11 protein-coding genes are annotated in these 12,785 nt (G+C 57.5%); 6 read left to right on the forward strand and 5 right to left on the reverse strand.

The genetic code is table 11. The annotated features are described in order from the left end of the window. Positions 1–231: 231 nt before the first annotated feature. Together PH5382_RS12435 and PH5382_RS12440 are read left to right on the forward strand one after the other, a co-directional pair. A complete protein-coding gene (locus tag PH5382_RS12435) occupies positions 232–1,647 on the forward strand; it encodes an amidase (protein ID WP_058334704.1) in 1,416 nt (471 codons plus the stop codon). Between the two features lie 156 nt (positions 1,648–1,803). After that, complete coding sequence (locus PH5382_RS12440; RefSeq protein ID WP_197410043.1) at positions 1,804–2,544, forward strand: DUF2189 domain-containing protein; 741 nt, start codon at positions 1,804–1,806, stop codon at positions 2,542–2,544. Positions 2,545–2,566: 22 nt separating this feature from the next. On the opposite strand, the gene PH5382_RS12445 is transcribed toward PH5382_RS12440, so the two are convergent. Then, on the reverse strand, positions 2,567–3,328 hold the full coding sequence (locus tag PH5382_RS12445; protein ID WP_058334706.1) for a helix-turn-helix domain-containing protein: 762 nt from the start codon (positions 3,326–3,328) through the stop codon (positions 2,567–2,569). Positions 3,329–3,495: 167 nt separating this feature from the next. Between PH5382_RS12445 and PH5382_RS12450 the strand changes: the two genes are divergently transcribed. Further along, entirely contained in the window at positions 3,496–4,176 is a 681-nt protein-coding gene (locus tag PH5382_RS12450) for a hypothetical protein (RefSeq protein ID WP_156414901.1), read from the forward strand. Between the two features lie 284 nt (positions 4,177–4,460). Here PH5382_RS12450 and ilvN read toward each other — a convergent pair whose 3' ends face one another. Both ilvN and PH5382_RS12460 read right to left on the reverse strand, forming a co-directional pair. Beyond that, the gene (ilvN, locus tag PH5382_RS12455; protein ID WP_058334708.1) at positions 4,461–5,021 is read right to left on the reverse strand and encodes an acetolactate synthase small subunit; all 561 of its coding nucleotides are present in this window, start codon (positions 5,019–5,021) and stop codon (positions 4,461–4,463) included. 79 nt (positions 5,022–5,100) lie between these two features. Further along, positions 5,101–6,852, reverse strand: coding sequence for an acetolactate synthase 3 large subunit (locus PH5382_RS12460; RefSeq protein ID WP_058334709.1), 1,752 nt, complete (start codon positions 6,850–6,852; stop codon positions 5,101–5,103). Positions 6,853–7,308: 456 nt separating this feature from the next. On the opposite strand from PH5382_RS12460, the gene PH5382_RS12465 reads away from it, so the two are divergent. Then, on the forward strand, positions 7,309–8,166 hold the full coding sequence (locus PH5382_RS12465; RefSeq protein WP_058334710.1) for a HalD/BesD family halogenase: 858 nt from the start codon (positions 7,309–7,311) through the stop codon (positions 8,164–8,166). A 75-nt stretch (positions 8,167–8,241) separates the two neighbouring features. On the opposite strand, the gene PH5382_RS12470 is transcribed toward PH5382_RS12465, so the two are convergent. Next, positions 8,242–8,886 (reverse strand): response regulator transcription factor, encoded by a 645-nt coding sequence (locus PH5382_RS12470; protein ID WP_058334711.1) that lies wholly within the window; start codon positions 8,884–8,886, stop codon positions 8,242–8,244. 17 nt (positions 8,887–8,903) lie between these two features. Further along, positions 8,904–10,382, reverse strand: a complete 1,479-nt coding sequence (locus tag PH5382_RS12475) for a cache domain-containing protein (protein WP_058334712.1) — start codon at positions 10,380–10,382, stop codon at positions 8,904–8,906. Between the two features lie 249 nt (positions 10,383–10,631). On the opposite strand from PH5382_RS12475, the gene PH5382_RS12480 reads away from it, so the two are divergent. Further along, complete coding sequence (locus PH5382_RS12480; protein ID WP_058334713.1) at positions 10,632–11,714, forward strand: TRAP transporter substrate-binding protein; 1,083 nt, start codon at positions 10,632–10,634, stop codon at positions 11,712–11,714. Positions 11,715–11,854: 140 nt separating this feature from the next. After that, complete coding sequence (locus PH5382_RS12485) at positions 11,855–12,781, forward strand: TRAP transporter small permease subunit (protein WP_058334714.1); 927 nt, start codon at positions 11,855–11,857, stop codon at positions 12,779–12,781. Positions 12,782–12,785 lie beyond the last annotated feature (4 nt).

Consider the following 12,785-nt stretch of genomic DNA (forward strand, 5'->3'; position numbering starts at 1 on the left):
AAGCGGGTGCAAACAGAGTTTGCCCCGCTGTTTTTTTGTGAAACCCAGATAAGACGCCGCATTGGTGCGCAGGCCGCGCAGAAATACGGCCTACCGGTTTCAGGCGCGGGATTTTCCTTGAAACAAAAAGCTTTGGCCGGGGGGCACCTTTTCAGGTTGGAATTCCCTCGCTAGGCTCTGAGCACAGATTTGAACAGCAGCGATCAAGCGTTGCGTTGAGGAGCAGGGCACATGTATCAGCATCAGCCATATGGATCGGCGACCAAACTGGTGGCACAATTGCGCGACGGCAGTGTGACGGCCGTGGAGCTGATGCAGGCGACACTGGATCGGATCGACGCCTTGAATCCCGGGCTGAATGCAATCGTAGCGCTGCGTGATCGCAGTGAGTTGATGGCAGAGGCCGCGGCGGCAGATCAAAGGACGGACCGCGGCCCGCTGCATGGGCTGCCACTGGCGATCAAGGACTTGGCCAATGTCAAAGGCATTGCCTCGACACAGGGATCGCCACTGTTCAGAGACTTCGTACCTGATCGCGATGAGCTGTTTGTTGCCCGCTTGCGAGCGGCCGGCGCAATCCTGATCGGCAAGACAAATACCCCTGAGTTTGGCTTGGGCTCGCATACCTTTAATCCGGTCTACGGCGTAACGGGCAACCCCTTTGATCCGACCGTAACGTGCGGAGGGTCCTCTGGCGGCGCGGCGGTGGCTCTGTCTGCCGGGCTGGTGGCATTGGCTGACGGGTCCGACATGATGGGGAGCCTGCGCAACCCTGCAGGCTGGAACAACGTCTATGGCTTTCGCCCCACATGGGGCTGGGTGCCATCAGAGCCACAAGGCGATCTGTTCCTGCATCAACTATCGACGCTTGGCCCGATGGCCCGCAGTCCCGAAGATATCGCACTGTTGTTGGATGTGATGGCAGGTCCGGATCCGCGCCAGCCCCTGGCGCGCGGCGCAGAACAGACTGCCCCTCTGCCTGAGTGCGGCCCGATGCGCATCGGCTGGCTGGGCGATTGGGGCGGGGCTTTCCCAATGGAGGCAGGCGTTCTGGATACCTGCGTAGCAGCCCTGGATCAGTTTCGTGCGCTTGGCCATAGTGTCGAAGCGGTGGCACCGCCTTTTTCGGCCGAGAAAATCTGGGAGTCCTGGATCACCCTGCGGTCATTTGCAGTGGCTGCAGGACTGCGTGGCTTTGCGGATCGGCGGGAGGCCCTGAAAGACACGGCCATCTGGGAGCTGGAGCGCGGTCTGGCCCTGACGGGGGCCGGGATCCAGGCCGCCTCGGACTTGCGGTCAGATTGGCAACGCGCGGCGTCAAAACTGTTTGACAGCTATGATGCGCTGATCCTGCCAACGGCGCAGTGCTGGCCCTTTGCGCAGGATCTTGACTACCCGCGACAGATCGCAGGGCAGCCAATGGACAGCTATCACCGATGGATGCAGGTGGTGACCCCGGTCAGCCTGCTTGGTTTGCCCTGTCTTGCCGTACCGGTTGGGTTTGGCGACACTGACGTTTCTACTGGCCTGCCCATGGGACTACAGATCTTTGCACCCCAGGGGCATGACCGGCGACTGTTGGCTCTTGGTCAAAACTACCATCAGGCGACGCAATGGCCGCAAAAATCACCGCCGCCGCTACGGTAGGACGCGCGCGACACCGACCAAACACCCGGACTGAAAATCCTGATCGGCACGACAGGAAAACATCCGAGTAACAAACTGGATATCAACACGAGACGTTTTTCTGGGGAGGAGAATTGAGTGACTGAAAAGGCATTTGGAGTACCGGAACTGAAGCCTATGCGCGGCGCTATCTTGACGGAGGCGCTGCAAAGCGGCTGGCGGGACTTTTGCCGCAAGCCCGGTTATGGGCTGTTCTTTGCCGCCTTCTATGTGCTGGCAGGCTGGTTGATGACATGGATTACGCTGGCAACCGGCACCACATTCTGGCTGGTTCTGGCGGCCATTGGCTTTCCATTGATCGGACCCTTTGCAGCCGTCGGTCTCTATGAGGTGTCGCATCGGCTTGAGCAAGGAGACCCGATGCATCCCCGCGATATTCTGGGGGTGATCCTGCAGCAGAGCCGCCGTCAGTTGCCCTCGATCTGTGCCATTATCATTGTGGTCTTTCTTTTCTGGTTTTTCCTTGGCCACATGATCTTTGCGCTGTTTCTGGGGCTGTCGACGATGACCAATATTTCCAGTTCGCTACAGGTGTTCATGACTCCAAACGGCATGATGATGCTTGCCGCTGGGACAGTAGTCGGGGCACTTTTTGCCCTGTTGCTCTATATGATCACGGTGATTTCACTGCCGCTTTTGCTGGATCGCGAAGTCGATTTTGTCACCGCGATGATCACCAGTTTCACCTATGTGCAAAACAATTTTGTGCTGATGATGCTTTGGGCGGTTGGCATTGCCGTGCTGACCTTTGCCGCGCTACTGCCAGGTTTTGCCGGGCTGTTCGTCGTTCTGCCGCTGTTGGGGCATGCAACCTGGCATATCTATCGATTGATCGCGCACCCTCCGGAACAAGACTGACCCACTGGTCGCAGCCGACTCCCTAGCGAAAGGGCATATCCGGGCGCAACAGGTGCCGATGGTAGGGCAGCAGGGCGTCTTCGTCAGCAAACCCGGCGCTGCGCGCTGTGGCGAGGGCGCGACCCATGTCGTGGCCAAGGTGTTCGTAGACCATCCGAGTGACCCTTTCACCACTGCCATCGCGCACGGTACGCGCGACATATCCCAGCCAGAAATTGTTTTCCATCGATCCCACCCGTGCGAGGTAGTTGAAGGAATATGTCATGGCATTGCGGCGCGAGATGACAAAGGCAACCCCATCTTCGTGGCAGGTTAGAACGCCACGAAATTCGCGTGCTCGGGTGCTGTCTGGGAGGCCTTGATACCGCATGGCATCTTTGGCCTCATAGCCTTTGATGAAGGTCGCAGCCTGACCGGAAGCACGAAAGACATAAGCGAGGCCAATGATGAATTTGTCACTGTTTACAAAGCTTCGGCGGGTGAAGCGGTAGAAACCCGAAGGGAACATTTCCGGATTGAGCTGGCGGATGCCATGGCCAAGAAAATCCGCAAGGAAAGGGCCGTTCAGAATTTGCCCCTGATGTCCGATAACCTCGACTGGCTCCAGCAAAATACGGGCATCCACGTCAAAGAAGTTGCAGATCCGGTCAAGCACGTCAGGGCGCGGGAAACTTTCGCCGGATACGTAACGGTTGAATTGTGTCCGGTTGATGCCAAGCTGTCGCGAAAGTTCGGATATTGAGGGGTAGTTTCGCGCCAAGTGACGCAGATTGGTCCCAAACATATTGCGCAGCTCGGCGGGGGAACGTGCACATTTCACTTTTGGTGAGGGACGGGTGTCCTGTGATGCTGACATGGAGGGCTGCATATCCCGCTATTGTTACACTGAAAAGGTTTACAATTTTACTTTTAGATGCTGACTGGCGCCAATTTGCGCCTTATTGGCGTCGGATGTTACTGCGCCTGACACAAATGGCAATGGGGCGTCGCATTTTTGACAATGTGAATTGTGCGTATTTGGACCAGACTTGGCAAGTCCAAGACATGAGGCCCGATATGATTGGAGTTGTCCTTTGGTGTGATCTGACTGCTGGCAAAGCAGTCATCTGGTGCGACGATCAAGGTGATTTGGCGTTTTTCAATCAACCAGATTGCTCTCAGCAATGTACCGAGGACAGGCTTGAGATTTCTGTAGGGGATTGGGTCACTTTCGACCTGGAACTGCAGGATAGTTTTCGTATGGCAAAAGAGGTTCAGCTGCTCCGGGAGCCGGGAAGCCCGCACCTGGTGCAAGACCTGGTTTCCGAAAGCGCAATTGCTCCTCTGGGTCAGCCCGGCCACGCGGACAAATGGGATGCGAGCAAGCCGGGTCTCGGTGCCGACGGTCCATTCGGAGGGGGCGACAGCTCTGTTTCGGATCAAACGGCGCACCCGCAGGCGGTTATTGTCTCCCCGGTATCGATTGCTGCCCACAAGCACACTGGCCCCGGCGATTTTGAGGGTGATGATGAGGCGGGCCAACTCGAGCTGGATCAGTTAGAGGCTGACCGGGCGGGCCGGTGTATCGCAAGAGAAGCTGGAAATGTCGTCACCTTCCCGCTGGACCTTGCCAAAAGACGCCGTCGGGCCTAGGTCCAGATCCGGCCCCCAGAACGGGCCGCCCTCCCTCTGCGCGTGAATGTTTGCCCCCCTTCATTATGGCTTTCAGGGGTTTTTATGGCTGTGTTTGTTTATGCTGTGAGCTGGAAGACTAAAACGGGCAGGTGGAAAAACAGGCAGGCAGAATGAGGCCTGTGCGTGGCACGGGTGCCAGAGAATTTGGATAACGCTCCAAAGATGACAAAAGGCCAGTCAAGCGACTGGCCTTTTTGCAGATCTGTTTCGGAAGGACGTTCTCTTCGCCCCAGAATCTACCGTCAGACGCCACGCAGCAAGGCTGCGACACCGGTGCGGGCGACTTCGGCCAGGCCCAGCGGACGCATCAGATCGGCAAAGGCGTCGATCTTTTCGGGGGCTCCGGTGATTTCAAAAATAAAGCTGTTCAGCGTGCTGTCGACAACATTGGCGCGAAAGATATCGGCCAGACGCAGGGCTTCAACCCGCTTGTCACCTTCGCCAACCACCTTGAAGATTGCCAGTTCGCGTTCGACCGAGGCGCCTTCAACCGTGAGGTCATGCACTTCGTGCACCGAAACGATGCGCCCCAGCTGGGCCTTGATCTGTTCGATCACCTGCGGGGTGCCGGTGGTGACAACAGTGATGCGCGACAGATGGCCAGTGTGGTCTACTTCGGCGACGGTCAGGCTTTCGATGTTGTAGCCACGGCCTGAGAACAGCCCGATGACACGGGCTAGAACGCCGGGCTCGTTTTCGACCAGAACGGCGAGTGTGTGTTTTTCTTGAACATCCGAAAACGTCGGACGTAGGTTATAGGCAGAATGGCGGGTGGAGCCTTTTTTGATATGTAGGGCAGACATTTATGTCCCTTTCCTGAATTCGGGCCAAATTTCGGGGCAGGGCGCAATCGCCCTGCGGTATGTGTGTCCAGAGGCGGTCTTAGACCAGAACCGCGCCGCCAGCCTGGATGACGCCCTGAGTGTCGGCCTCGCCCATCAGCATCTCGTTGTGGGCCTTGCCTGATGGGATCATCGGGAAGCAGTTTTCATGCTTTTCTACCAGGCAGTCAAAGATGACGGGGCCATCGTAGTTGATCATTTCCATGATCGCATCGTCCAGATCGGCAGGATCCGAACACAGGATGCCCTTAGCGCCAAAGGCCTCGGCGAGTTTAACAAAATCGGGCAGCGCTTCGGACCAGGACTGGCTGTAGCGTTCACCATGCAATAGTTCCTGCCATTGGCGCACCATGCCAAGGCGTTCGTTGTTCAGGATGAACTGTTTCACCGGCAGACGGTACTGCGCGGCAGTGCCCATTTCCTGCATGTTCATCAGCCAGGAGGCTTCACCGGCGACGTTGACTACCAGCGCGTCGGGATGCGCCATCTGAACCCCGATTGAGGCCGGGAAACCATAGCCCATGGTGCCCAGCCCGCCGGAGGTCATCCAGCGATTGGGGTCTTCAAAGTTGAGGTACTGTGCCGCCCACATCTGGTGCTGGCCGACCTCGGTGGTGATGTAGCGGTCGTGGTCCTTGGTCAGGGCCTCAAGCCGTTGCAACGCGTATTGCGGCTTGATGGTTTTTTCTGATCCGGTATAGGCGAGGCAGTTCACGCGGCGCCATGCGCTGACTTGCTCCTGCCATTTGGCAATGGCTTCGCGGTTCACTTTGCGGCCGCGGGCCTTCCAGACCTTGAGAATATCCTCAAGCACATGCGCGACATCACCAACGATGGGAATATCAGCCTTGATCACCTTGTTGATCGAAGACGGATCAATGTCGATGTGGGCCTTTTTCGAGTTCGGGCTGAAGGCATCGATGCGGCCAGTGATCCTGTCATCAAAGCGCGCCCCGATATTGATCATCAGATCGCAGTCGTGCATCGCAAGATTGGCCTCGTAGAGGCCATGCATCCCCAGCATCCCCAGCCAGTTTTCACCCGAGGCTGGATAGGCGCCCAGCCCCATCAGGGTCGAGGTGATCGGAATGCCGGTGGCGTCGACCAGTTCACGCAGCAGTTGGCTGGCCGCAGGGCCTGAGTTGATCACGCCGCCGCCGGTATAGAACACTGGGCGTTCGGCCGCCTCGATGGCGGCGACCAGCTCGGTGATTTCTTCCATGTCGCCCTTAACGATGGGCTGGTAATGCGAGGCATTCGGTTTGGCAGGCTCATAGGTGCCGGTGGCAAACTGCACGTCCTTTGGGATGTCGATCAGCACCGGGCCGGGGCGGCCCGAGGTCGCGACATGAAACCCTTCGTGCAGGATGGCAGAGAGCTGGTTGGTGTCCTTCACCAGCCAGTTATGTTTGGTGCAGGGGCGTGTGATGCCGACGGTATCGGCTTCCTGAAAGGCGTCAGAGCCGATCATGAAGGTCGGGACCTGACCGGTCAAAACCACCAGTGGAATGGAATCCAGCAGCGCATCCGTCAGGCCGGTCACCGCATTGGTGGCACCGGGCCCGGAGGTCACCAGAACAACGCCGGGTTTGCCGGTGGAGCGGGCATAACCCTCGGCGGCATGCACTGCGCCCTGTTCGTGACGCACCAGAATGTGGCGAATGTCATTTTGCAGGAAAATTTCGTCATAAATTGGTAGCACGGCGCCGCCAGGATATCCGAATACGGTGTCAACGCCCTGATCTTTCAGGGCCTGAATTACCATTTTTGCGCCGGTCATTTCACGTGTCATCTGCTTTTGCTCCAATTGGCGGCATCGTCCATTACGCATAAAAAAAGCCTCCGCTTGTGAAAGAGGAGGCGCATGGGTTTGATTGTGGTCTACCGTTACCGGCCCATGCGCTTGGTTCCTACAATTACGACTAGGCTGGTCATCGCCAGGCTCTCCTTACTGCGTTGCAGCGGACATTATGACTGCTGGCACGGGGCGTCAACAGGCAAAGACACCAAAATCGAGTGGTTTTGGGACATTTTATTGCGCGTATCGGGCCTCTTGGTGACATTTGTGGAAAAATAGGGCGCTGATTCTGACCAAAAACACCCAAAACCGTCATCCCCGCGTCCGATTTGAAACAGAAACTGGCTGGGCTGCGAACCAATCTGTTCTTGTTACATTTGCAAATCAGGAGGTCGGAAGATGGCTGAAAGCGGAGCGGCTGGTAGTAAAAAACTGCGGGGAAAGAGAACAGTGCCCCTCTCACAGCTGGGCGATTTGGTGGATTTGGGGCGCTATCCTATCGATCTGCCAGACTCGGCCGCCTATGAGCGACTGCTCGCGGATCTGCGCCGTGATTTGGCAGAGGATGGTTGTGCGGTTTTGCCAGGGTTCGTGCATGACACAGGAATTGCACGACTGGTCGCGGAAGCGGATAGCTTGGCCTGCCGGGCGCATCATTCCAGTGCCCGAACCAATGCCTATTTTTCCAAGGATGATCCTCAGCTGAGCGCAGATCATCCCCTGCGCCAGTTTTTCGAGCGGTCCAACGCCTTTATTCCGGCGGATCATTTTGGTGCCGACAGCCCGTTGCGCCGGATCTACGAAGCCCCCAGCTTTATGCCGTTCATCCGCGCTGCCCTGCAAGAAGCGGAAGATCGGTTTTTTCGCTATGATGACCCGCTGGCTGATGTGATCATTAATATGGTCGAAGAAGGCGATGGCTTTCCCTGGCATTTCGACACCAATAACTACACCGTCACTCTGGCGATCCAGAACCCTGAAACGGGCGGGGCCTTTGAATATGCCCCTAACCTGCGCAATGCGGAAGATGAGAATTTTTCCGGGGTTGCTCGGGTGCTCTCTGGGCAAAGGGCGCAGGTTCGGAGCATCGATCTGGAACCGGGTGATTTGCAAATCTTTCGCGGGCGGTATTCGCTGCATCGGGTGGCCCCAATGCAGGGCAGGCGACGGCGCTACGTAGGGATTTTTTCCTTTGTGGAAACCGAAGGCATGTGTGGCGGCGTAGAACGGACCCGGCAGCTATACGGGCGGGTGTTACCTATCCATCATCAACGCGCAGGCAGGCGGACGGACGCCCTGAAAGACTGAGATCTGTTTAAAGTCAGGCCTTTCTGGATCAGAATCGTTCATAGGTGCAGATGAGCCTGCTGGTGAAAACCTTGCTCAGAATTCGTGGCCCGTGCCCTGAAGGACACCATGTTCCAGCGCATAGCGGGTCAGCCCCGCAGTCGACGAGATGCCGAGTTTGCGCTTGATGTTTTTGCGGTGGGTCTCAACCGTGCGCACTGAAATATCCAGAACCAGAGCTACGTCCTTGTTGGATTTGCCCTGAGCCAGTTCCAGCAAGATGGTCTGCTCGCGCCCGGTCAGGGCTTCGCGGGTCTCGCCATCTTTTGGCTTCAACGAGCCTTCCGCCCCGGTGCAGAGATAGCGCTCGCCACGCATCACCGCATCAATGGCCTGTTTAATTTCTTCGGTGGGCACGTCCTTCAGGATATAGCCCATGGCACCATGGCTGAGCGCGGTCGAGATATATTCCGGGCTGTCGTGCATGGTCAGGATCAGGATGCGGGTCTGGGGCAGGCGCTCCAAGATCAGCTCGGTGGCGCTCAGCCCGCCCAGACGGGGCATGTTGAGGTCCATCAGGATCACATCGGGCGTCAGGTCCGCTGCACGTTCCACTGCATCGGCACCGTCATGCAGCGCCCCTAGGACCTCAATGTCATCATAGCTTTCCAGGATCGACTGGATGCCTTCGGCGACCATAGGATGGTCATCAACGATCAGAACCCGCACCATATTGCTCATGACTTTCCTCATTTGCCTCAAGCGACCGTGCTATCGACTTTGCGACCAGTGGCCGCATCGGGGGATTGTTTCGCCCGTGGATCATCGCCAAGTGTTTCGCCCGGACCCAAAAGGTGGCTAAGGGGCAGGATGGCTTCGATCACGGTGCCGCTTTGGGTGCCACGTGATGACAGAATGCGTAAGGTGCCGTCAAGCTGTGCAATGCGTTCTTCCATATTGCGCAACCCGATTCCGGGGCCCATGCGGTCCTGATCGGGGGGCAGGCCGTGCCCATTGTCGCTGATCCGCATGGTGGCACCTTTGGCGTGGCCGCGCAGGTCCATCGTCATTTCGGTGGCGCCAGAGTGCCGTTCGATATTCATCAGTGCTTCCTGGGCTATCCGATACAGCGCGATCTTGGCCTCGGGATCTAGTCGGTTGCGGAAAACGACGGTGCTGAAGTTGGATTTGATCCCGGTCCGGGCGGCAAAGTCATCCGTCAGCGCCTTAAGCGCGGGGCCAAGACCCAGATCATCCAGCACACCGGGCCGCAGATCACGGCTGATGCGGCGGACCTCGGTAATGGCGCTGGCGAGGTTTTCGATGCCGCGATCCAGCGGCGGCAGGGCGCGGTCCAGATCTCCCCGCTTCAGGCGACGGCTGGCATTGTCCAAAGCGTAGCGCACCCCGACCAGGATCTGACTGATCCCATCGTGTAATTCGCGCGCCACGCGGCCGCGCTCTTCTTCCTGGGCGGCAAACACCCGCTGGGTCAGCTCTTTTAGTTTGGCATCGGCCAGACGACGTTCTCGGATATTGAGCCCCATGCCAGAGGCAAAAACCACGATCAGAGCGGCAAGGGTAATGACGCCGATATAAAGGAAAGTTCGCTGCACTCGGGCTTCGACCTCGGCGCGGGCCGCCGCGACCGAAGCTAGTACGTCATCAATGAATACGCCGGTGCCGACGGCCCACTGCCAGTCCTGCAACCCGACTACATAGGCAACCATCTGGGCCTCCTGGCCGGTCGACGGTTTTTGCCACATGAAGGTATGCCAACCTGCGCCCTGCCGGGCGAGGCGGATGAATTCATCCACTACGGGCGTACCCTGGCTATCGGTCAGGCCGGACCAGTTGCGGGTGATGAATTCCGTTTGACGCGGACTGACCAGATTGGTGCCATCGTAGTCGTAAACAAAAAAGAACCCATCGGTGCCATAGATCATCGAGGACAGGATCTGCGCGACTTGTTCTTTGGCCACCTGATCATCGGGGGCGGCGCGACCGTAGATAAAGGAAAACCCGTTGCGCGCCTGGGTCACATAGTTGCGCAGCTCCGCCTTTTTGGCTTCCAGCAGCTGATGTTTCAGCGCTTGGATCTCACGTTCTGCCGAGGCGCGCGACTGATGCGCCACCAGTAATGCAATTGCAGCAACTGCAACAACAAGCGGCAGTGTCGCCAGAATCGACAGCTTCTGTGCGTAGTTCGGACGAAAAAGAGTGCGGAATATGGCCATGTGCCGAATCGTTACGCAATCTGACAAGCGAATCAAAGGCCAGGCGGGGAATTTTCCTCCCTGAGGGCCTGAGATTCGCGCCTGACATGCGAAAATGACGTAACATCTCAAGGGATTCCGCAGTTTTTCGCAGCGCCTACGCAGTAGTAGGTATTCACATGCCCCGCCGCCCCGCTAGGCTGGCGCCACTCGAAAAGATCCGTCCGGCCTAAGCTGGACATAGGGACTACTTATGGGAGGAGCACTATAATGGATCGTCGTTCTTTTTTGAAAACCTCTGCGCTGGGCGGGACCGCCGCAGCCGCAACCACTCTGGCCGCACCGGCCTATGCAACGGGCAAGCGTACCCTGACAATGGTTACCACCTGGGGCCGTGGTCTGGCCGGCGTTTTTGACGCCGCACAGCGCGTCGCCGACAGCATTTCGACCATGTCCGACGGTCAGCTGACCGTAGACATCAAAGCGGCCGGCGAGCTGGTTGGCGCATTTGAAGTGTTTGACGCGGTTTCTTCCGGTCAGGCCGACATGTACCACGGCGCCGACTACTACTTTGTTGGTCAGCACCCAGGCTCCGCCTTCTTCACCGCCGTACCTTTCGGCATGACCGCAACCGAGATGTCCAACTGGTACTATCAGGATGGCGGCATGCAGCTGCACGACGAGCTGGGTCAGATCTTTGGTCTGAAATCCTTCCTCGGCGGCAACACCGGCGCCCAGGCTGGCGGCTGGTACTCGAAAGAGATCAACAGCCCCGAAGACTTCAACGGTCTGAAATTCCGTATGCCTGGCCTCGGCGGTAAAGCTCTGGGTAAACTGGGCGCATCGGTTCAGAACATTCCTGGCTCCGAAGTGTATCAGGCGCTGTCTTCCGGTGCCATCGACGGTACCGAGTGGATTGGCCCCTGGGCGGATGAAAAAGCCGGTTTCCAGGAAATCACCAAGACATATTACACTGCCGGCTTCCACGAGCCAGGTGCAGCGCTTTCGGTTGCCACCAACCGCGACGTCTTTGACAGCCTGACACCAGGTCAACAGAAGATGATCGAAATCGCGTCCGGCGAATGCCATCAGTGGAACCTGTCGCAGTTCCTGGCCAACAACGGTGCAGCTCTGCAGCGTCTGCAGGCCGGTGGCGTTAAGGTCATGGAATTCCCTGACTCGGTTTGGGATGCCTTCGGCGCGGCTTCGAAAGAAGTCATGGACGAAAACATGGGCGACGAGCTGTTCAAGAAGATCTACGACAGTGCGCAGTCTTCAATGAAAGCCTCTTCGCTCTGGCAGAACCTGTCGTCCGGTGTCTACACCGCACAGCGCGACCGCGTTCTGGGTTAACCCAACCCGAAGCGTCTTTTTGGATCCCCCGCCGGGTGCGGGGGATCCGTTTTTCATTTTGCCGCAGGCTTGAAGGCCCTGGTCGCCAATCTGGCGAGACCGGGTTTAGATGCCGCCGCACGCAATAATCCGAGGGAACAATGCAGGACGATACAGGCATTTCCTTTTTCGGCGCTCTGTTTAACGGTTTGATCTGGCTGGTTCAGAACATCGCAGGCGCCTTTTACAATTTCGGCTATGCTGTCACCCATCCGCAGCTTTGGCTTGACTGGTCCGACAAGACCTCGATCATGCGCTTTGTCTACTATGGCGGCTCGGTCGAGTTCTTTTTTGTGGTTTTCACTCTGTTCCTGGTCCTGACCGCCATCGGTGTCTACCGACGTCAGTTCATGTGGGGCATGGTGCGCGGCCTGGAAGGTTTCGCCAATGGCATCGGGCGCTTCTTTGCCTGGGCCGGCCTGATCATGGTGATCCAGCAGATCGTCATCGTCTTTATGCAACGTATCTTTGCCCGGCCCGACATGAGCTTTGGCCTAGGCATCGCACTGGAAAAAGACATCAGCTGGTTCGCCGAAGAGCTGAAGCTTTACAATGCTTTGGTCGTTTGCATGTGCGTCACCTACACATTTGTGCAGGGCGGGCATGTGCGGGTTGACCTGATTTATTCGGGCATCAGCTTCCGCGCCAAGCGGGTTGTGGACATGGTAGGGTCGCTGATCTTCATGATGCCCGCCGCTGTGCTGACCTGGATGTATGGCTGGTACTTCCTGTGGCGTCACCTGATCGTGCCAAAGCCTTCGGCTTCGGACAGTCTGGAACGCCTGGTAATGAAAGCCCGGGCTCTGCGTTGGAACGTGGAAACCATCGGTTTCAGTCCCAACGGGTTCAACGGCTATTTTCTCTTCAAGATCTTGCTGGTGACATTTGCCGGTATCGTCTTTGTGCATGCTGCTTGCTTCTTCTACCGCTCCTTGCTGGAGTTCATCGAAGGCCAGGGCAGCGAAAATAAATACCTCGACAAGGATACCCTTGGAGAGGGCGAAGAAGCCTATGAAGGCGCGCATTAAACTA

This window comes from Phaeobacter sp. CECT 5382, from assembly GCF_001457775.1.
GTDB lineage: Bacteria > Pseudomonadota > Alphaproteobacteria > Rhodobacterales > Rhodobacteraceae > Pseudophaeobacter.

Bases quoted from the DNA above. Each gene is read 5' to 3' on its own strand.
- PH5382_RS12435 (WP_058334704.1), top strand. From the start codon at position 232: ATGTATCAGCATCAGCCATATGGATCGGCGACCAAACTGGTGGCACAA.
- PH5382_RS12440 (WP_197410043.1), top strand. From the start codon at position 1,804: ATGCGCGGCGCTATCTTGACGGAGGCGCTGCAAAGCGGCTGGCGGGAC.
- PH5382_RS12445 (WP_058334706.1), bottom strand. From the start codon at position 3,328: ATGTTTGGGACCAATCTGCGTCACTTGGCGCGAAACTACCCCTCAATA.
- PH5382_RS12450 (WP_156414901.1), top strand. From the start codon at position 3,496: ATGTTACTGCGCCTGACACAAATGGCAATGGGGCGTCGCATTTTTGAC.
- ilvN (WP_058334708.1), bottom strand. From the start codon at position 5,021: ATGTCTGCCCTACATATCAAAAAAGGCTCCACCCGCCATTCTGCCTAT.
- PH5382_RS12460 (WP_058334709.1), bottom strand. From the start codon at position 6,852: ATGACACGTGAAATGACCGGCGCAAAAATGGTAATTCAGGCCCTGAAA.
- PH5382_RS12470 (WP_058334711.1), bottom strand. From the start codon at position 8,886: ATGAGCAATATGGTGCGGGTTCTGATCGTTGATGACCATCCTATGGTC.
- PH5382_RS12475 (WP_058334712.1), bottom strand. From the start codon at position 10,382: ATGGCCATATTCCGCACTCTTTTTCGTCCGAACTACGCACAGAAGCTG.
- PH5382_RS12480 (WP_058334713.1), top strand. From the start codon at position 10,632: ATGGATCGTCGTTCTTTTTTGAAAACCTCTGCGCTGGGCGGGACCGCC.
- PH5382_RS12485 (WP_058334714.1), top strand. From the start codon at position 11,855: ATGCAGGACGATACAGGCATTTCCTTTTTCGGCGCTCTGTTTAACGGT.